At 63.9% G+C, this 19,004-nt stretch carries 18 protein-coding genes; 3 read left to right on the forward strand and 15 right to left on the reverse strand.

Going from position 1 to position 19,004, the window contains the following annotated elements:
* Nucleotides 1-93 precede the first annotated feature (93 nt).
* From NKI88_RS15400 to NKI88_RS15470, 15 genes are all read right to left on the reverse strand, one after another.
* Nucleotides 94-2,463: a trimethylamine N-oxide demethylase gene (locus NKI88_RS15400; RefSeq protein WP_023704837.1), complete on the reverse strand. Its 2,370-nt coding sequence runs from the start codon at nucleotides 2,461-2,463 to the stop codon at nucleotides 94-96.
* A 255-nt stretch (nucleotides 2,464-2,718) separates the two neighbouring features.
* Nucleotides 2,719-3,345, reverse strand: coding sequence for a sarcosine oxidase subunit gamma (locus NKI88_RS15405; protein WP_023687059.1), 627 nt, complete (start codon nucleotides 3,343-3,345; stop codon nucleotides 2,719-2,721).
* Entirely contained in the window at nucleotides 3,338-6,319 is a 2,982-nt protein-coding gene (locus tag NKI88_RS15410) for a sarcosine oxidase subunit alpha (RefSeq protein ID WP_023704838.1), read from the reverse strand. Before NKI88_RS15410 ends, NKI88_RS15405 begins: the two co-directional genes overlap by 8 nt.
* 346 nt (nucleotides 6,320-6,665) lie before the next feature.
* A complete protein-coding gene (locus tag NKI88_RS15415) occupies nucleotides 6,666-6,941 on the reverse strand; it encodes a sarcosine oxidase subunit delta (protein WP_023704839.1) in 276 nt (91 codons plus the stop codon).
* A 15-nt stretch (nucleotides 6,942-6,956) separates the two neighbouring features.
* Nucleotides 6,957-8,210: a sarcosine oxidase subunit beta family protein gene (locus NKI88_RS15420; protein ID WP_352655969.1), complete on the reverse strand. Its 1,254-nt coding sequence runs from the start codon at nucleotides 8,208-8,210 to the stop codon at nucleotides 6,957-6,959.
* Between the two features lie 36 nt (nucleotides 8,211-8,246).
* Complete coding sequence (gene glnT, locus NKI88_RS15425) at nucleotides 8,247-9,554, reverse strand: type III glutamate--ammonia ligase (protein ID WP_023726360.1); 1,308 nt, start codon at nucleotides 9,552-9,554, stop codon at nucleotides 8,247-8,249.
* Between the two features lie 30 nt (nucleotides 9,555-9,584).
* Nucleotides 9,585-10,913, reverse strand: coding sequence for an FMN-binding glutamate synthase family protein (locus NKI88_RS15430; protein ID WP_023668552.1), 1,329 nt, complete (start codon nucleotides 10,911-10,913; stop codon nucleotides 9,585-9,587).
* Nucleotides 10,914-10,919: 6 nt separating this feature from the next.
* Nucleotides 10,920-11,648 (reverse strand): GltB/FmdC/FwdC-like GXGXG domain-containing protein, encoded by a 729-nt coding sequence (locus NKI88_RS15435; RefSeq protein WP_023668551.1) that lies wholly within the window; start codon nucleotides 11,646-11,648, stop codon nucleotides 10,920-10,922.
* A 4-nt stretch (nucleotides 11,649-11,652) separates the two neighbouring features.
* Nucleotides 11,653-12,549, reverse strand: coding sequence for a class II glutamine amidotransferase (locus NKI88_RS15440; RefSeq protein ID WP_023668550.1), 897 nt, complete (start codon nucleotides 12,547-12,549; stop codon nucleotides 11,653-11,655).
* An 84-nt stretch (nucleotides 12,550-12,633) separates the two neighbouring features.
* The gene (locus tag NKI88_RS15445) at nucleotides 12,634-12,957 is read right to left on the reverse strand and encodes a hypothetical protein (RefSeq protein WP_023752575.1); all 324 of its coding nucleotides are present in this window, start codon (nucleotides 12,955-12,957) and stop codon (nucleotides 12,634-12,636) included.
* The gene (locus tag NKI88_RS15450; protein WP_023709931.1) at nucleotides 12,954-13,643 is read right to left on the reverse strand and encodes a hypothetical protein; all 690 of its coding nucleotides are present in this window, start codon (nucleotides 13,641-13,643) and stop codon (nucleotides 12,954-12,956) included. Before NKI88_RS15450 ends, NKI88_RS15445 begins: the two co-directional genes overlap by 4 nt.
* A 42-nt stretch (nucleotides 13,644-13,685) precedes the next feature.
* Complete coding sequence (locus tag NKI88_RS15455; protein ID WP_023668547.1) at nucleotides 13,686-15,080, reverse strand: APC family permease; 1,395 nt, start codon at nucleotides 15,078-15,080, stop codon at nucleotides 13,686-13,688.
* 14 nt (nucleotides 15,081-15,094) lie between these two features.
* Entirely contained in the window at nucleotides 15,095-15,256 is a 162-nt protein-coding gene (locus NKI88_RS15460) for a hypothetical protein (RefSeq protein WP_023668546.1), read from the reverse strand.
* A 27-nt stretch (nucleotides 15,257-15,283) separates the two neighbouring features.
* Nucleotides 15,284-15,661 (reverse strand): hypothetical protein, encoded by a 378-nt coding sequence (locus NKI88_RS15465; protein WP_023668545.1) that lies wholly within the window; start codon nucleotides 15,659-15,661, stop codon nucleotides 15,284-15,286.
* Nucleotides 15,662-15,689: 28 nt separating this feature from the next.
* Complete coding sequence (locus NKI88_RS15470; RefSeq protein WP_245261080.1) at nucleotides 15,690-16,076, reverse strand: hypothetical protein; 387 nt, start codon at nucleotides 16,074-16,076, stop codon at nucleotides 15,690-15,692.
* Nucleotides 16,077-16,260: 184 nt separating this feature from the next.
* Between NKI88_RS15470 and NKI88_RS15475 the strand changes: the two genes are divergently transcribed.
* Genes NKI88_RS15475 through NKI88_RS15485 form a run of 3 tightly spaced genes read left to right on the forward strand, consistent with a single transcriptional unit; the run spans nucleotide 16,261 to nucleotide 18,995 of the window.
* Nucleotides 16,261-17,394: an aminomethyl transferase family protein gene (locus NKI88_RS15475; protein ID WP_023668543.1), complete on the forward strand. Its 1,134-nt coding sequence runs from the start codon at nucleotides 16,261-16,263 to the stop codon at nucleotides 17,392-17,394.
* Between the two features lie 42 nt (nucleotides 17,395-17,436).
* Nucleotides 17,437-18,033, forward strand: coding sequence for a dimethylamine monooxygenase subunit DmmA family protein (locus tag NKI88_RS15480; RefSeq protein WP_352655972.1), 597 nt, complete (start codon nucleotides 17,437-17,439; stop codon nucleotides 18,031-18,033).
* Nucleotides 18,030-18,995, forward strand: a complete 966-nt coding sequence (locus NKI88_RS15485; RefSeq protein WP_023687064.1) for a PDR/VanB family oxidoreductase — start codon at nucleotides 18,030-18,032, stop codon at nucleotides 18,993-18,995. The genes NKI88_RS15480 and NKI88_RS15485 overlap by 4 nt, the downstream gene beginning before the upstream one ends.
* Nucleotides 18,996-19,004 lie beyond the last annotated feature (9 nt).

The following is a 19,004-nucleotide window of genomic DNA, read 5'->3' on the forward strand; positions in this document are numbered from 1 at the left end:
TGGGGTGAGAAGCGGTCCGCGGTAGCGGACGGAAAGCCAATTGCTTTCGAGCTTCGAACGCCCTGAGCCTGCGAAGGGCCGGGGGTGCAACCCTCAGGATCGCGGCCTGGTCTTTTGCGGATCGTAGTGGGCGAAGGCCACGACGCGCGCCGGCAGCCGCTTGGCATGACCGTCGAGCTTGCCGATCTCCACCTCTGTGCCGATTGCCGCGTGGGTGACGTCAAGCCTCGCCAGAGCGATGTTTTTGTTCAGCACCGGCGAGCGAATGCCCGAGGTGACGACACCGATCTGGGCGCGGCCGATATGGACGCAATCCCCATGGCCGACGGCGACATTGCTGTCGATGTCAAGGCCAACGAGCTTGTGCTGCGGATGTTCCTTGCGCCTTATCAGAGCCTCGCGGCCGATGAAATCGTCGGTCTTGGCCTTCAACGGTACGGTGAAGCCAATGCCCGCCTCGAACGGGTCGGTCTGGTCGGAGAATTCGTAACCGGCGAAGATCAGCCCGGCTTCGATGCGCACCATGTCGAGTGCCTGCAGGCCCATCGGCTTCAGCCCGTGCGGCTGGCCGGCCTCCCAGATGGCATCGAACACTTTTTCGGCGTCGCGTGGGTGGCACCAGATTTCGTAGCCGAGCTCGCCGGTATAACCGGTGCGCGACACCACGACCGGAATGCCATTGCCGCCGCCGATGCGCGCGACAGCGAAGCGGAACCATTCGAGTTCGTCGATCGACGGTTGCAGCGGCGAGGTCCAGACCACCTCTCGCAAAATGTCACGGCTCTTCGGCCCTTGGACAGCGACATTGTGCATCTGATCGGTGGAGGAACGCACCAGCACGTTGAGGCCAAGCTTTTTCGCGGTGTCGCGCAGCCATTCGCCGGACAGGTCGTCGCCGCCGACCCAACGGAAATTGTCCTTGCCGAGCCGCAGCAGCGTGCCGTCGTCGATCATGCCGCCATGCTCGTAGCACATGGCGGAATAGACGACCTGGCCGACGCCGAGCTTCTTGACGTCGCGGGTCAGCGTGTATTGCAGCAGCGCCTCGGAATCCGGGCCGGTGACCTCGAACTTGCGCAACGGCGACAGGTCCATGATCACGGCATCCTGCCGGCAGGCCCAGTATTCGGCGATGGCGCCTTCCTTGGCGAAGGAATTGGCCAGCCAATAACCCCGGTATTCCACGAAGTTGCGGGTGTGCTTGGCGAAGCTTGAATGGAAGGCGGTCTCGCGGGTCATTTTCGGTTCCGAATCGGGCGTCATGCGTCTGGCGATCGCTCGCGAGAATTTGTGTTGGCCGGAATAGGTTCGCACATGGATGTCGGTCGGGTTCCAGCCATTGGCCGGTGTCGTGTCGTCGGGACAGGCGGAGGAGACGCAGACGATGTCGGTGAGCGCCCTGAGCAGGACATAGTCGCCGGCGCGCGACCACGGCTCATCCGACACCATGACGCCATGGGCGTCGATCGCCGTGTTGAAGAAGAAGTTGATCGCCATCCAGCCGGCACGTGGGGTGACACCCTTGTCGGCCAGCGCGCGGTTGAAATTCTCCGAGCAGTTGGTGTGGCCGGGATAGCCGATGTCGTCGTAATATTTGGCGGCACACGCCAGCGCGAACGCGTCATGCCGGCCGCATGTGTCCTGGATAACCTCGACCAACGGCTCCATGTCCTGGTCGTAATATTTCGAGTGAAGGCCGGGCATCGGGTAGCTCGACCCCATCAGCGTGCGCGTGGTCGTTACGTCGAGCGGATGGTCCAGCCCCTTGTCCAGCTTGCGCGCCGAGAAGCACTGGAAATCGGTGCACTGGCGGCCGTCGACATCGATGATCTGCAGGTAGTCGCCCGCCTTGACGAAATAGGGTTCGGCTGTCGCCGAATGGACGCGCAGATCGAGCACCGGATCGGCAAGCGGATCGGCCAGCTGCGACTTTGTCTTCAGGCGCACGGTGGCGCGGCGCACCATGACGGTGAGCGGCGTTGCCGTGTCGTGGCCGTCGACCAGCATCGGCCCGCTAGGCGCTGCAATCAGCAAGCCGCCATCGCGCGCGACGGTGAAGGCCTGCTCGGTGCCTGCCGGCGTGGCGCCGCCGAAGACGCGCACCGCCTTGGCCTGGTCAAGCTGCACCTGGCGGCGCTCGAGTCCGCGGCGCACGGAAGCGAGGCTATCGTCGCCCTCGGCCAATAGCGCCTTGATCCCGGCGGCATTGCTATTGGACTTTTCGCCGAAGATGGCGGGGTCGGTGGCGCCTGACTTGTCCCAGGCCAAAAGCTCGCAGGCCTGGCCGCCCTCGACATTGCGGATGGCAAATGTATCGCCGGCCTCGATATCGATCAGCACCGCGCCGTTACCGGGGGCCGCATACCGCTCCATGCCCGGCGGCAGCGCGATCTGGCCGGGCCGCAGGATGAGGCTTGGCCGGGGCGGCCCGGCTGTCACTGAAGGGTAGGGCGACTGGCTCATCTCAGCCTTGCGGTTCGAGAAACAAGTTTGCCTGTGTGTAAAATTACTTTAGCTGCAAGAATAGCAGCGCAGTTGCGTTTGGCAAGGCTGGCTCCCCCTTCTCCCTCTGTGGGAGAAGGTGTCGCCGCAGGCGACGGATGAGGGGTGTTCCAGCGGTGAGACGTTGGCGTACCCTGGAACACCCCTCATCCGTCTCGGCACTAACGCGCCGATCTTCCTTCTCCCACAAGGGGAGAAGGAAGAAGCGCACAAGCGCTACGCCAAATCCTCGGAATGCCCGATCTCGACACCATACTCCGCCGCCGAATCCAGCATCGTGTGCCACAGACTTTCAGCAAATGTCGCAAACATCAGCACGTTGAACACCGCCTGCCCATCCGGCCGGTCATTCCCGCGCCAGAGCGTGACGCTGGTGTGATCCATCGAGGTCGCGGCAGCCGCCCCAACCAGAAATGCATCGGGATGCAGATCGATCGACGACAGCTTGCCCAGCATCGCCCGCGCCTTGGTACCGGAGATACTGATCAGCACTCGCGCATGCGACTGGTCCGATAGCGAAGCGGAAGACGCGAACGTCTGGGCGAGTGCTTCAGTCCCATGCTTGCCGCCCTTCAACAGCACGAAGAACTGGTCCGGTCCCGACCAGATCAGCGTCGCATCCGAAGTCTGCACCGCCTTGGGTGTCTCAGGAGCCGCAACACCGAAGCTTGCCTTCGCAGCGTTGGCCAAATCTCCCGCCTTGCCGCGCCGCGCCATCACCTGGATCAGGTCGAAATTGCGGATTTCGGTCAGCAACACGCCGACATTGCCGTTCGCGCCGTAAGGCCCGACAACAAGTGCCCGCTCGAGCGGGCTACGAACATCCCAGGAAAAATCAGCCACGCTGGCGCCCTCCATCGGGATCGTAGAAGACGGGATTGCAGAGCTCGACATCATAGTCTTCACCGCGCAGCGGATCATGCGCGTGGACGATCTCGCCGATGCGTTCGCGGCCGCGCTCGACAAGGCCGAGACCGATCCACTGGTCGAGCGTCGGCGAGAAGCAGACCGAGGTGACGTAGCCTTGGTCGTTATCAGGCCCGGGCGTCTGGCCCTTCGGGATGATGTGCGCGCCGGAGCGCAGGCGGCGCGCCTTGTCGATCGGCTTGATGCCGACCACGACCTGCCGGTCCGGCGCCACCAGCGCCTCGCGGCCGGCCATGACGCGACCGATGAAATCCTTCTTGGTCGACATCATCTTGCCGAGGCCGAGATCGGCGGCGGTCGTCATGCCGCTCAGTTCCGGTCCGGCGACATGGCCCTTTTCAACGCGCATGACGCCGAGGGCTTCTGTGCCATACGGCGTCACGCCGAACGGTTTTCCCGCCAGCATCAAATTGCGTGCCATCGCTTCACCGTAACGCGCCGGCACCGAAATCTCGAACGCCATCTCGCCGGAGAAGGAGATGCGGAACAGCCGCGCCTTGATGCCGCCGCGCAAAGCGACTTCGCGCACGCCCATGAAGGGAAAACCTTCGTTCGAAAGGTCCTCGGCAGGGTCGACGATTTCCTTCAACAGGTCTCGCGTCCTTGGCCCGGCAATCGAGAACTGCGCCCACTGGTCGGAGACCGAGGTCAGTTGCACGTCGAGTTCGGGGAATAGCACCTGCCGGCAGAATTCGAGATGCTGCATCACCAGCCCGGCCTTCGCCGTGGTCGTGGTGAGGAAATAATGGTCCTCGGCCAGCCGCGAGGTCGTGCCGTCATCATAGACGAGGCCGTCCTCGCGCAGCATCAGCCCGTAGCGGGCTTTTCCCACGGCAAGGTTTGAGAAGGTGTTGATGTAGACGCGGTCGAGGAAGGCGCCGGCATCGGGGCCGTGCACATCGATCTTGCCCAGCGTCGAGACATCGCAGAAGCCGACGCCCGAGCGCACCGCCTTGACCTCGCGGGTGACCGATTCCAGCCAGTCCTTCTCGCCCGCGCGCGGATACCATTGCGCGCGCTTCCACAGGCCGGTGTCGACAAAGATCGCGCCTTGTTCGGCCGCCCAGTGATGCGACGGCGTCAGCCGCGTCGCATGGAAATTTTCGTCGCGATGGTGGCCGGCAAAGGCGCCGATGGCGACCGGCACGTACGGCGGGCGATAGATGGTCGTGCCGGTCTCGGGAATGGATTTGCCCGACACCGCCGCCATGATGGCGAGGCCGGCGACATTGGACGTCTTGCCCTGGTCGGTCGCCATGCCGAGCGTGGTGTAGCGCTTCAGATGCTCGACCGATTCAAAACCCTCGCGCTGCGCCAGCTCGATGTCGGACGCGGTGACGTCATGCTGCTGGTCTACAAAGGCCTTGCCTTTGCCGGCGACGTGCCAGAGCGGGGTCAGTGAGAAGGACTCGTCGCCGGCAACAGCTGCAGAGCCCGGATTGCCATTGCGTCCCGCGTCCCGCGCCGCTGCGGCGCCGGCCTCGAAACCTGCGCGCAGGCAGGCGCCTAGCCCGAAGTCGCCGTTAGCCGCACCTGCGGCGACCATACCGGGCGGCGCGCCGTCCGGCACGAAGGCGGCGATGTCGTCTCGCCATTTCGGCCGGCCGCGATGGTAAGAGGTGAGCCCGACCGCCGGATTCCAGCCGCCGGAAACGGCAAGCCCGTCGGCCTCGACCTCGGCGCGCGCGCCGCCGGTCAGCGACACCGCTATTTTTCTTACGCCGTCCTTGCCGCCGTCGACGCCGCTGACCGAACCATGCAGCACGGTGAAGCCGTTCCTGGAGGCGAGGGAACGATGGGCAGGCGAGACGTCAGTCCGCGCATCGATCACCGCCGCGACCTGCAGTCCGGCTGTGAGCGCGGTCTCGACCGTGCGCCAGCCATCCTCATTGTTGGTGAACAGCGCAACACGCTTTGCCGGCGTCGCGGCATAACGCGCGACATAGGTCCGCATCGCCGACGCCATCATCACGCCGGGCGTATCGTTGCCGGCAAAGACGATGGGACGCTCGATCGCGCCTGCAGCCACAACACAGCGCTTGGCCACGATGCGCCACAGCCGCTGTCGCACCTGATGCTCGGGCGGAACCGGCAGATGATCGTTGACGCGTTCGATCGCGCCATAGGTGCCGCCGTCATAGACGCCGAACAGCGTCGTGCGCGTCATGATGCGAACGTCAGGCATTGAGCTGAGTTCGGCCAGTGTGCGCGACAGCCACTCCGCGGCCGGCAGACCGTCGATCGTGCCGCCATCCGACAACAGACGGCCGCCGGGCGCAAAATCTTCTTCGCACAGGATGACGCGCGCACCGCTGCGGCCTGCAGCGAGTGCGGCGGCGAGACCGGCCGGACCGGAGCCGGCGATCACCACATCGCAATGCGCCCAGGCCTTGTCGTAGTGATCCGGATCGGGGGTGACCGCCGCGCGACCCAGACCCGCGGCGCGTCGGATCGCCGGCTCGTAGACCATTTCCCAGAATTTTGCCGGCCACATGAAGGTCTTGTAGTAGAAGCCGGCGACGAAGATCGGTGCGAACAGCTGGTTCACCGACATCACATCGTGGCGCAGCGAGGGCCAGCGGTTCTGGCTTGCCGCTTCGAGGCCTTCATACAGTTCGGCCGTCGTGGCCTTGGTGTTGGCCTCGCGCCGTGCGCCGGTGCGCAGTTCGACCAGCGCGTTGGGTTCTTCCGAGCCCGCAGTCAGAATGCCGCGCGGACGATGGTATTTGAACGAGCGGCCGACCAGCTTGACGCCATTGGCGACCAGCGCCGACGCCAGCGTGTCGCCCTGGAAGCCGGAAAATGTCATGCCGTCGAAGCGGAAGGTGAGGGGGGTGGAACGGTCGATGAGACCGCCGGATGTGAGACGATGGGATTGGCTGGAACTCACGATGGCCGGCCTCTCATCGATCCAATGCCAGGCGGGACCGTCGCGCTCTTCACCCTCCCCCTTGTGGGGGGGGGCGGTGGGCCGCAGCGGGGTGGGGGGGGGGGCCCGGCCCCCCCCCCGCCCTGGGGGCCGGCCCCCCCCCCCCCCCCCCCCCCCCCCCCCCCCCCCCCGCCCCCCCCGCCCCCCCCCCCCCCCCGCCCCGCGCGGGGGGGGGCGGGCGGCGCCCCCCGGGGCCCGCCCCCCCCCGCGGCACCGACCCCCACCCGGACCTGCGGTCCGACCTCCCCACAAGGGGGAGGTAGGGGGCTGGCGCTTTTCGCGACGGCTACGATTTCGACAGGATAGCTCATTTCGCCACCTGCCTCGCACCAGCCCCCGCCGCCGGTTCCACCGCCGAGATCTCGTGCGTCAGCGTGTTGCGGGTGACCTTCAGCCAGGCCCGGCAGCCACCGCCGTGATACCAGTTCTCAGCCATCACGCCGGCGACATTGTCGCGCAGATAGACGTAGTCGTAGACAGCATCCTCGCCGGCACCCGCCGCCGGCCGTACAGGCTTGGCATCGCCGAGATAGCTGAACTCGCCGAGTTCGCGTTCGCCGCAGAAAGGACAGGTGATACGCATCTTGTTCCGGCCGCCTCAATGCAGGTTCGGTTGGGCGCCTTGGCCCTTTTCGTCGATCATGGCACCGCGCTGGAAGCGGTCGAGCCGAAACAGCGCCGCCTCCTTGTGCGTTTCGTCACGCGCCAGAAGATGGGCAAAGACGAAGCCCGATCCCGGCGTCGCCTTGAAGCCGCCATAGCACCAGCCGGCATTGAGGTAGAGCCCGTCGACCGGCGTCTTGTCGATGATCGGCGAGCCATCCATCGACATGTCCATGATGCCGCCCCACTGGCGCAGAAGCCGCACGCGGCCGATCATCGGGATCAGCGCCATGCCGCCCTCGCAGACATCTTCCATGACAGGCAGATTGCCGCGCTGGGCGTAGGAATTATAGCCGTCGATGTCGCCGCCGAAGACCAGCCCGCCCTTGTCGGACTGGCTGACATAGAAATGCCCGGCGCCGAAGGTCATGACGCCAGGAATGAGCGGCTTGATCGCCTCCGAGACGAAAGCTTGCAGCACATGGCTTTCGATCGGCAGGCGCATGCCCGCCATCGCTGCGACACGCGACGATGACCCGGCGACTGCCATGCCGACCTTGCCGGCGCCGATCTTGCCGCGCGACGTCTCGACGCCAGTCACCTTGCCGTTGCCGTCCCGGACAAAGCCGGTGACCTCGCAGTTCTGGATGATGTCGACGCCGAGTTCGCTCGCCGCATGGGCATAGCCCCAGACCACCGCGTCATGCCGCGCGGTGCCGCCGCGGCGCTGCAGGAGGCCGCCCTGCACGGGAAAGCGCGCATGGTCGAAATTCAGGAACGGCAGCATCTTCTTCAGCGCCGCCTGGTCGAGCAGTTCGGCATCGATGCCATTGATGCGCATGGTGTTGCCGCGCCGCGCATAAGCGTCGCGCTGCGCATCGGAATGATAGAGGTTGAGGACGCCGCGCTGGCTGACCATCGCGTTATAGTTGAGGTCCTGCTCCATCCGCTCCCAAAGCTTCATCGAAAGCTCGTAGAAGCCGGTATTGCCGGGCAGGCCGTAATTGGAACGGATGATGGTGGTGTTGCGGCCGGCATTGCCGGAGCCGATCCAGCCCTTTTCCAGCACGGCGACGTTTCTGATGCCGAACTCGCTGGCGAGGAACCAGGCGGTGGCGAGCCCATGGCCGCCGCCGCCGATGATCACCACATCGTAGTGGTCCTTGGGCGCCGCATCGCGCCAGGTGCGCTGCCAGTTCTTGTGGCCGGACAGGGCAGCACGGGCGAGCGAGAAGAGCGAATATTTCATCAGGTCATTCCGAGGTCGCTCGCACCGCTAGGACGATTATATGTCCAGCGTGTGGTCGCGCTCCCATTGCGTGAAGTGCGAAGCATAGGAATTCCATTCCTGGTGCTTCAGCTTTAGATAAGCCGACGAGAATTCCTCACCCAGCGCCGCCTTGAGCGATTTGTCCTTGTCGTATTCGCGAAGCGCGTCGAGCAGATTGAGCGGCAGCTTCGGCGCGCCTTTCACCGTGTGGCCGTTCTGGTACATGTCGATGTCGTAGCGCTTGCCGGGATCGGCCTTGGAGCGGATGCCGTCGAGACCGGCGGCAATGATGACGGCCTGCAGCAGATAAGGGTTTGCGGCGCCGTCCGGCAGCCGCAGCTCGAAGCGGCCGGGGCCGGGCACGCGCACCATGTGGGTGCGGTTGTTTCCGGTCCAGGTCACCGTGTTCGGAGCCCAGGTGGCGCCCGAAATGGTGCGCGGCGCGTTGATGCGTTTGTAGGAGTTCACCGTCGGGTTGGTGATGGCGGCCAGCGCCGAGGCATGTTTCATGATGCCGCCGAGGAAATTCTTGCCCTTGGCCGACAGGCCGAGCTCCATCGCATTGTCGGCAAAGACGTTGACCTTGCCGGCCTTGTCCCACACCGAAATATGGGCGTGGCAGCCATTGCCGGTCAGGCCCTGGAAGGGCTTAGGCATGAAGGTCGCGCGCAGGCCGTGCTTTTCCGCCACCGACTTGACCATGAACTTGAAGAACGAGTGCTTGTCGGCGGTCGCCAGCACATCGTCGAAGGCCCAGTTCATCTCGAACTGGCCGTTGGCGTCCTCATGGTCGTTCTGGTAGGGGCTCCAGCCCAGCGCCAGCATGTGGTCGCAAATCTCGGCGATGACATCGTAACGGCGCATCACCGCTTGCTGGTCGTAGCAAGGCTTCGATGCGGTGTCGTATTTGTCGGAGATGACACTGCCGTCCGGCGAGATCAGGAAGAACTCGGCCTCGACGCCGGTCTTGACATGCATGCCGTCGGTGGCGGCTTCCGCGATCAGCCGGCGCAGCGTGTTGCGCGGCGCCTGCTCGACTTCCTTGTCGTCCATGATGCAGTTGGCGGCGACCCAGGCGACCTCGGGCTTCCACGGCAGCTGGATCACCGAATCCGGATCCGGCACCGCCAGCATATCAGGATGCGCCGGCGTGAGGTCGAGCCAGGTGGCGAAACCGGCGAAGCCGGCGCCGTCCTTCTGCATGTCGGCGATCGCCTGCGCCGGCACCAGCTTGGCGCGCTGGCCGCCGAACAGGTCGGTGTAGGAAATCATGAAATATTTGACGCCGTTCTCTTTGGCGAATGCGGCGAGATCGTTCCCCATTATAGTTCCTCGCTTATTTTGATGTGTTTTTTAGAAGCCGTTTTTCCCCGGTATCCAGTTGGTGCCGGCCAGCGGCACGCCGGCCATGGCGGCGGCTTCGATGGTGAGGGCTACGAGATCCTCGGGCTCGAGATTGTGCAGGCTGTTCTTGCCGCAGGCACGCGCAATGGTCTGCGCCTCCAGCGTCATCACCTTGAGGTAGTTCGCGAGACGCCGTCCCGCGGCGACCGGATCAACCCGCTTCATCAGTTCGGGGTCCTGCGTGGTGATGCCCGCGGGGTCGCGGCCCTCGTGCCAGTCGTCATAGGCCCCGGCGGTGGTGCCGAGCGCATTGTACTCCGCTTCCCAGCGCGGATCATTGTCGCCGAGCGCGACCAGCGCTGCCGTGCCGATCGACACCGCGTCCACGCCGAGCGCCAGCGCCTTGGCGACGTCGGCGCCATTGCGGATGCCGCCGGACACGATCAGCTGCACCTTGCGGTGCATGCCGAGATCCTGCAGCGCCTGCACCGCCGGCCTGATACAGGCAAGCGTCGGCTGGCCGACATTTTCGATGAACACTTCCTGCGTCGCCGCCGTGCCGCCCTGCATGCCGTCGACGACGACGACATCGGCGCCGGCCTTCACCGCAAGTGCAGTGTCATAATAGGGGCGGGCGCCACCGACCTTGACGTAGATCGGCTTTTCCCAGTCGGTGATCTCGCGTAGTTCGAGGATCTTGATCTCGAGATCGTCCGGCCCGGTCCAGTCGGGATGGCGCGAGGCCGAACGCTGGTCGATGCCTTTCGGCAGCGTGCGCATTTCGGCAACGCGATCGGAGATTTTCTGGCCAAGCAGCATGCCGCCACCGCCCGGCTTGGCGCCCTGGCCAACGACCACTTCGATGGCGTCGGCGCGGCGCAAATCCCTGGGGTTCATGCCGTAGCGCGACGGCAGGTACTGGTAGACCAGTTGCTTGGAATGGCCGCGCTCTTCCTCGGTCATGCCGCCGTCGCCGGTGGTGGTCGACGTGCCTGAGAGTGTGGCGCCACGGCCGAGCGCTTCCTTGGCCGGGCCGGACAGCGACCCGAAGCTCATGCCGGCAACGGTGATCGGGATTTTCAGCTCGATCGGCTTCTTGGCATAGCGCGAGCCCAGCACCACCGACGTGTCGCACCGCTCGCGATAGCCTTCCAGCGGATAGCGCGAGATCGAGGCGCCGAGGAACAGCAGATCGTCGAAATGCGGCAGCTTGCGCTTGGCCCCGGCGCCCCTGATGTCATAGATGCCGGTCGCCGCGGCGCGGCGGATTTCGGAAAGCGTGTAGTCGTCGAAGGTCGCGGATTTGCGCGGCGTCGTCGGCGGGTTCTTGTAGGTCATGCTGCCTCAATACGCGTCGGCGTTGTCGATATTGAAATTGTAGAGCGTGCGCGCCGAGCCGTAGCGCTTGAATTCCGACGGCTTGACGCCGGTGACGCCGGCGCGGTCGAGCAGTCCCTGCAGCAGTTCGATATGCTCGGGCCGCATCTCCTTGGCGATGCAGTCGGCGCCCAGGCTTTCGACCTTGCCGCGCACGAACAGCCGCGCTTCGTAGATGGAATCGCCAAGTGCGTCGCCGGCATCGCCCAGCACCACCAGATTGCCGGACTGCGCCATGAAGGCCGACATGTGGCCGATATTGCCGTGCACGACGATGTCGATGCCCTTCATCGAGATGCCGCAGCGCGACGAGGCGTTGCCCTCGATGACGAGCAGCCCGCCCTTGCCGGTGGCGCCGGCATACTGGCTGGCGTCGCCCTTGATGACGATCGAGCCCGACATCATGTTTTCGCCGACGCCAGGTCCGGCCGAGCCGTGCACGGTGATGGCAGCGCCGTCATTCATCCCGGCGCAGTAGTAGCCGACGCTGCCGCGCACATCGATGCTGACAGGCTGGTCGACGCCGACCGCAACCGAATGGCTGCCCTTCGGGTGCAGCACTTCCCACGCCGTTTCGTTGGAGCCGGGCGTCAGATTGTGAAGCGCCTGGTTGAGCTCGCGCAGCGACGACACATCAAGATCGAAGACCCGGGACGCCTGGTCTTGCGCCGCCTTCGAAAGTTTGGTTGCCGGCATGGGCTCAATGCTCCCAGAAATAGACGGTTGCGGGTTCCGGCTCCCAGACCCTCGCATTGTCTATGCCGGGCAGCTTGGTCAGCGCCCGATATTCCGAGCCAAAGGCGACATACTGGTCGGTCTCGGCCATGACGGCGGGCTTGCAGGCGATCGGATCGCGCACCACGCCGAAACCGTTCTTGGTGCCGACGACGAAGGTGAAGAAGCCGTCGAGGTCGGACAGCGTGCCTTCCAGCGCCTCGCCGAGGTTCTTGCCATGCGCCATCTGCGAGGAGAGATAGGCGGCGGCGACCTCGGTGTCGTTCTCGGTCTCGAATTTCATGCCCTCCCGCACCAGCTCACGCCGCACATTGTTGTGGTTGGACAGCGAGCCATTGTGCACCAGGCACTGGTCGGCGCCGGTCGAGAACGGATGCGCGCCCATAGTGGTGACGGCCGATTCCGTCGCCATGCGGGTATGGCCGATGCCATGCGTGCCGGTCATCGAGCGGACGTCGAAGCGGTCGACGACCGCTTCCGGCAGACCGACTTCCTTGTAGATTTCCACCGCTTCGCCGGCGCCCATGATGCGCACGTCGGGGCGGATTGACTGCAGCGCTTCGCGCGCGGCATCGACCTTGTCGGGCGCGGTTCTCAACACTGCATGGGTGGACTTCACCGCTATGCTCACCGGCGCGCCGATGGCCTTCGCGAGTTCGGCGTCGAGGCCGCGGAAATCGCGCTCGGGCTTCGCGGACTGGATGGTGATCTTGGCTTCATTCCTGGAAGGCGCGCCATAGATGGCAATGCCGGCGCTGTCGGGGCCGCGATCGCTGAGCGATATCAGCATCTGCGACAGCATCGAGCCGAGCTGCGGCTCAAGCGACTTGTCTTTCAGAAAAAGTCCGACGATTCCACACATGTCAGCCTCCCGGCGTTACCACTAGACGATGATGTATCGAATGCGTCGTGCGAATTCAATCATATGAAAAAAATATTCCTGTAGTTACGTATGCGGTTCGATGCCGCTTGGTGCACTATCGCTGCCGTCGCGGGCGCTGTGAACCCATGTAGCGGTGCGGATGCGGGCGATTTTGTAGGCGTCGAGGATCGACAGCGCATAGATCAGGAAGCCGCCGGCGTGGCGGCCGACGAAGCTGGCGTCGGCCGGCGCGATCTTGGCTGTCACCCAGGCGAGGATCACCATGAAGAACAGGAATTGCAGGCCGCGCACAGGCACGCCCAGAATGACGTGGCCGCTGGCCGGCAAGACGATTGCGGCGCCGAGCACGAGATAGGGGTTTGCCGGTGGGGGTAGGGGGGCGTTCATGCCACCTGCCTTTCCTGTCTGTTGATGGCGTCGCGCAGCCCCGAGGCTGAGGTGAGCAACCTCTCGACCAGCGCCGGATCCAGCCTTGTGCCGCCGAATGCAGCCTGCCGGAACACGCCGTAGCGCGCCCGTTCGGCCTCGGCCAGCAGCCAGACGATGCGCACGCCGTTCGGGGTGATCAAGAGTTCCTTGGCGCGGCCTTCGGCAAAGATGTCGAGATGGCTGGCGATCAGGTTCTGCGGAAAGCGCGCCGCCCTGAGGTCGGTTCGCAGCACGGCTTCAGCCGGAAATCCCGGAGCCTTCGGCAGCGTATGCTGAAGATGATCGAAATTGGAGAAGGTCGTCGGCGAGCCCGGCCGCATCATCATGTCGAAGGTCGCCGGCACCGCAACCGGCTCTGTGATCGTGACACTCAACCATCGCGCCGGCAGCTTTCGCGTCGCCAGCGTGTCGACGATGGTGCGCAGCTGCACGCGCTGTCCGTTCCACGAACCCGCCCAGGTGACAACGCCGGCTGTGCCATCGGAGACATCAACGGCATGTGTGATGACGGTCCGGATACTGGCTGCCTCGGCTGCAAGATCAGCCTTGGCCTTTTTGCGGCTGGCGCGCGCATGCCAGGCGAGGTGCAGGACGAGAGCCACGGCGACCGCCCCGGCCAGCAATGCTGTCGTCACGTCAGACACCTCGTCACGCCATGCCCGCCCAAACCGGCAGGCCCTCTCCTGTCAATAGCCCTGCGGCTTCGGCCACGGCATGGTGAACTGGTCGCCGCGACGCACATAGCGGTAACGGTAGAAGTGGAACCACAGCGAGATCAGGAAGTAGAAGGCGACCATGGCGATCAGCTGCGTGCCGTAGCCGAGGAAGATCGCAAAGAAGGTCACCACGCAGAGGCAAAACAACACGATGGCCGGGATCGGGTGGAACGGGTGCGTATAGCCGCGGCGGATCGTGCCCAGCGGCCACTTTTTGCGGAACATCATGATGTTGATGCTCATGAAGGTGTATTGCAGCACGCCCGACAGGATCGAGAAGGTGATCGCCTGGTTGAGGTCGGCAATGAAGGCGAAGGCGAGCGCGATCGGCAGCAGGAACAGGATCGAGCGATAGGGCGTGCGGTATTTCGGGTGCACGGCCGAGAACCATGTCGGCAGATAGCGGTCGCGTCCAAGCGAGAACCACGCGCGGGCCGCATCGTTGATACAGCCATTGGCCGACGCCAGTGCCGCGAGCAGCGTGGCGACGAACAACAGGTTTTCCAGCAGCGGGCTGCCGGTCAGCTTGCCGGCGTCCCACAAGGGATAATAGGTGATACCGAGGTACTCCCAGGGCATCAGCGAGGCGCAGACATACCAGGTCATGGCGGCGGCGATCAAAAGCGTGATCATGCCGGCCATGGTGCCGTAAGGCAGCGAACGCGCCGGCGAGCGCACTTCCTCGGCGGCCTGCGTGGTGCCTTCGATGCCGAGATAGTACCAGATGCCGAACTGGAAGGCCGCGATGACGCCGATCCAGCCATAGGGCAGCGCATTGCCGGGGGTGACCAGCTCGTTGAGCTTCAGCACAGCACCCTGCGTCCAGGGGCTGACCGAGAAGAACAGGATAACGATCGAGACATAGGCTATCGCCGTGATGACGAAGTTGACGTTGAGCGTCATCAGCACGCCGCGATAGTTCAGCCATGCCAGCACGACGATGGTGGCGGCAATGAAGGAGTTGTGGGTGAGCCCTTCGACGCCGGCCTTGGCGACGATGGTGTCGCCGAGCAGGATGGCGTCCGAAACCTCCAGCATGGTGTAGGCAAAGACCAGGAACAGCGCGACGTTGAAGGCCATCAGCGGCCCGACAATGTGCTTGGCCTGCGCGTATTGGCCGCCGGCGGCGGCAACTGTCGATGTCACCTCGGAGTCGATCATGGCGACCGAAGTGTACAAGAGCCCGACCACCCAGCAGACGATCAGCGCCGCCAGTGCGCCGCCCTTGTCGGCCGAGAAATTCCAGCCGGTGAATTCGCCGACCAGCACGATGCCGACGCCAAGCGCCCAGACATGGGCCGGGCCGAGCACGCGTAGCAGTGAAACCCTGTCGCCGTGTATTGCCGGTTCAAGCGTGATCGTCATTGTTCAATCCCCACTCAGATCCGGTGTTTTTCGGAAGCGGCTTCAAGCTCGCCTTCGCGCGAGGAAGTCAGCACCTCCTCGGAATAGGTCGTGTCGATCTTGAACCAGTCGTAGAGCATCCACAGCGCAAGCACGACCGAGATGCCCCACGATGCGTAAGAGAGTGCGACCCACATGAGCGTGCTTCCCCAAAATCTCTGGCGTTACTTGTCGTCGAACTTTTCGTTGATGACGTCGCGATATTCGCGGTCGGAGGCGCGGAACAGGAAGACGAAATAGCCGATCAGCACCGCCGCCATGATGATCAGCGTCGGCCAGTCGATGATGTAGTGGAAGCGGTTCTGGATGATGTCGTGCGCGGTCTCCGGCGTATAGCCGAGCTTTTCCCAGATCGAGGCCATGGTCGGGTTCTGTCCCAACGCTTCCCAGGTTTTGGCATCGAGCGCGTCGATGGATTTCGCCGCACCCGCCAGGCCGAGTTTCAATGGCAGCCACAGCGCCACGAAAATGGCGACCACGACGACCACGATATCGAAAATCTGCCCGGCCTTGCCTTGTTCCGGCGGCGTGTAGCGCGACATGACTTCTACCCCTCAGGACGTTCTGTTTTCAGGACTTGCGGTTGCGGGCCGCGTCGGCGTTCTTGATGTCGAGACCGTAGATGAAGTCCTTGTCTTCCTTGTAGTGATTGACCATCGCCAGGATGGCGGCCGTATTGAAGATCAGCACGGCGGCGGCAGCGATAGCGACGACGATCTTGATCCCGGTGTCCGGGATGTAGGGCCATGTCATGACAAGCACGAAGAGGATCGTCGCCCAAAGGCAGATGATCAGGAGCGCGGATCCGCGCAGGTCGGAACGGTACAGCGCTTCGATGCGCTGCTGCAGGTCTGACATCGGTTTCCCCTTTTCCAGCGCCCGACCCCGAATTGGCCGCCCGCTGCCCTCTTTCAACAGAGTGAAATTTTTTTCATAAATTCGGGCCGAATCCAGCAATTGTCAAGCCGATTTTACGTTGGGTTAACCGTTTGTCCCCAGCCGCGAATTTTGCCTGACAATGAAATTATTTGCTTCCGGGTATTGCGGCATCAGGACGTTTGCGATCAATATTCGACCAAATGCTCCCGCCTCGCGCAGGGAGCCGGGAACACAATAGAATTTTCGAACGGAGGATTTGCGGATGACGGCATCCTGGAGATTTTCGACCCTGGCGGATCGCCATCGCGCGTTAGGCTCGAAGCTCGAAGACTGGAGCGGCATGGGCACCGCCTGGACCTACGACAAGGACGCCGACGAGGAATACACCGCCATCCGCACCAGGGCCGGGCTGATGGATGTGTCGGGCCTGAAGAAGGTTCACATCACCGGGCCGCACGCCTCACACCTCATCGACCTGGCAACGACGCGCGACGTGGAGAAGATCTATCCCGGCAAGTCGGCCTATGCCTGCATGCTGAACGAGGCCGGAAAATTCACCGACGACTGCATCCTCTACCGCACCGGGCCGAACGCCTGGATGGTGGTGCACGGCTCCGGCACCGGCCATGAGGAATTGCAGCGCGCTTCCGTCGGCCGCGACGTATCGCTGCGCTTCGACGACAATCTGCACGACCTGTCGCTGCAGGGACCGACCGCGGTCGACTATCTCTCAAAGCATGTGCCGGGCATTCGCGACCTCAACTATTTCCATCATATGCAGACGCAGCTGTTCGGCTTTCCCGTCATGATCTCGCGCACCGGCTATACCGGCGAGCGCGGCTACGAGATATTCTGCCGCGGCCAGGACGCCGGCACGATCTGGGACAGGATCCTCGACGAGGGCAAGAGCGCCGGCATCATTCCGTGCCGCTTCACCACGCTCGATATGCTGCGCGTCGAAAGTTATTTGCTGTTTTATCCCTATGACAACTCGCAGAAATATCCGTTCGAGAACGAAGGCCCCGGCGACACGCTGTGGGAGCTCGGCCTCGACTTCACCGTCAGCCCCGGCAAGACCGGCTTTCGCGGCGCCGAAGAGCATTACCGCCTCAAGGGCAAGGAGCGCTTCAAGATCTACGGCGTGCTGCTCGACGGCAAGCAACCCGCGGATGAGGGCGCGCCGGTCTATCGCGACGGCAAAAAGGTGGGCGTGGTCACCTGCGCCATGTATTCGCCGCTGGTCGAGAAATCGATGGGCATCGCCCGCCTCGACGTCGACTGCGCGGTCAAGGACACCAAGCTCGAGATCCGCAACAAGAGCGGTTCGATCAGGGCGACGGCGCAGCCTCTGCCCTTCGACGATCCCAAAAAGACCAAGCGCACGGCGAAAGGCTGAGGCACAATCGACAGCGAGGGGTTTCGAGGTACGAAGTAGAGAATGGCAGCCAAAACGATCATCAGCCGGCCCATTTACGGAACCCTGTCCCCGCAGCCCGGCAAGCATCATCTTTTCGTGGCGGATGCGGAAGGCGCGCTGGCGATCGTCGATATGGCAAGGACGGCGCCCCCCGGCTTCTTCGACGGCGCCGAAATCGTCTTCATTCCCGGGGCCGACGGCAAGCACGTTGCCGCTCTTGAGGCACTGAAGTCCGCGCAATTTCATGTCGCGCCAACCTTCGCCAGCCTGCTGCCCCGGCTGAAGCAGACGCTTGCCAACGCGCATATGGGCCTGCGCCTCTATCTCGCCGGCACCGAAGGGCTGATCGGCCAGGCCATGCAGGTGGCGCTCGAAGCCGGCATCGATCATACCTCCATGCAGACCGAGCATCGCGGCTCATTGGCGCGGCGCATGCAGTGCGTGCATTGCAAAGGCATCACCGAAAATGTGACGACGCAGCCGGCCACCTGCGCGCATTGCAGCCTGCTGCTTCTGGTGCGCGATCATTATTCGCGACGGCTGGCAGCATTCCAGGGCGTCTGCATAAATGCCGAGGATCGCTCGGAGATCCCTCCCATAGAGGAGGTCTTCCCATGAGCACCGGCACCACCAAGCTCGATGTCGTCGTCAGCGACGTCGTCCCGGTCAACGAACTGGTGACGCGCTTCCATTTCCGCCGCCGTGACGGTGAGCTTTTGCCGACCTTTTCCGGCGGCGCCCATGTCGTGGTCGAGATGCGCGATGGCGACCGCACAAGGCTCAATCCCTATTCGCTGATGGGATCGCCGCTCGACACCCGCGAATACACCATCTCGGTGCGCCGCGACGATGTCGGCCGCGGCGGCTCGTTGTTCATGCACCGGAGCGTCAAGCCTGGCCTGGAGATGGTGGTCAGCTACCCCGTCAATCTGTTCTCGCTCGACCTCAGGGCAAAGAAGCATCTGATGCTTGCCGGCGGCATCGGGATCACGCCGTTCATGGCGCAGACCGCGCAGCTCGCCGGGTCCGGCGGCAATTTCGAGCTGCACTACACCTGCCGCACCGCCTCGCTCGGCACCTATGCCGATGTGCTGCAGGAGCGCTATGGCCGTCGCGTCCGGCTCTATCACGACGACCGCGACGAGCGCATCGAACTCGACCGTCTCTTGTCCTCGCAGCCGCTCGGCACCCATCTCTATGTCTGCGGCCCGGCCGGCATGATCAACTGGGTGCGCGAGCGCGCTGCGGCTCTCGGCTGGCCGGCGGAGACCGTGCACTACGAGCATTTCGCGGCACCCCAGCCCGGCCTGCCGTTCGACGTCACACTTGCCGTTAGCGGCAAGACCATCCGCGTCGGCGAGCAGCAGAGCCTGCTCGAAGCGATCGAGGCCGCCGGCGTCGATCCGCCCTATCTCTGCCGCGGCGGTGTCTGCGGCCAGTGCGAGACCAACGTCGTCTCGTATGACGGCAAGTTCATCCACAACGACCACTGGCTCAGCGAGGAAGACCATCGTTCCGGCTGCAAGATCATGCCGTGCGTGTCGCGCTTCGAAGGCAAGTCGCTGGTCCTGGAAAGATAGGAGGCCAGC

Source organism: Mesorhizobium sp. M0317 (assembly GCF_040321555.1).
GTDB lineage: Bacteria > Pseudomonadota > Alphaproteobacteria > Rhizobiales > Rhizobiaceae > Mesorhizobium.

Coding starts and splice junctions, on each gene's coding strand:
- NKI88_RS15415 (WP_023704839.1), bottom strand. CDS start 6,941: ATGCGTATCACCTGTCCTTTCTGCGGCGAACGCGAACTCGGCGAGTTC.
- NKI88_RS15430 (WP_023668552.1), bottom strand. CDS start 10,913: ATGACCTACAAGAACCCGCCGACGACGCCGCGCAAATCCGCGACCTTC.
- NKI88_RS15460 (WP_023668546.1), bottom strand. CDS start 15,256: ATGTGGGTCGCACTCTCTTACGCATCGTGGGGCATCTCGGTCGTGCTT.
- NKI88_RS15475 (WP_023668543.1), top strand. CDS start 16,261: ATGACGGCATCCTGGAGATTTTCGACCCTGGCGGATCGCCATCGCGCG.
- NKI88_RS15435 (WP_023668551.1), bottom strand. CDS start 11,648: ATGCCGGCAACCAAACTTTCGAAGGCGGCGCAAGACCAGGCGTCCCGG.
- glnT (WP_023726360.1), bottom strand. CDS start 9,554: ATGGGGAACGATCTCGCCGCATTCGCCAAAGAGAACGGCGTCAAATAT.
- NKI88_RS15420 (WP_352655969.1), bottom strand. CDS start 8,210: ATGAAATATTCGCTCTTCTCGCTCGCCCGTGCTGCCCTGTCCGGCCAC.
- NKI88_RS15465 (WP_023668545.1), bottom strand. CDS start 15,661: ATGTCGCGCTACACGCCGCCGGAACAAGGCAAGGCCGGGCAGATTTTC.
- NKI88_RS15485 (WP_023687064.1), top strand. CDS start 18,030: ATGAGCACCGGCACCACCAAGCTCGATGTCGTCGTCAGCGACGTCGTC.
- NKI88_RS15445 (WP_023752575.1), bottom strand. CDS start 12,957: ATGAACGCCCCCCTACCCCCACCGGCAAACCCCTATCTCGTGCTCGGC.
- NKI88_RS15440 (WP_023668550.1), bottom strand. CDS start 12,549: ATGTGTGGAATCGTCGGACTTTTTCTGAAAGACAAGTCGCTTGAGCCG.
- NKI88_RS15480 (WP_352655972.1), top strand. CDS start 17,437: ATGGCAGCCAAAACGATCATCAGCCGGCCCATTTACGGAACCCTGTCC.
- NKI88_RS15455 (WP_023668547.1), bottom strand. CDS start 15,080: ATGACGATCACGCTTGAACCGGCAATACACGGCGACAGGGTTTCACTG.
- NKI88_RS15400 (WP_023704837.1), bottom strand. CDS start 2,463: ATGAGCCAGTCGCCCTACCCTTCAGTGACAGCCGGGCCGCCCCGGCCA.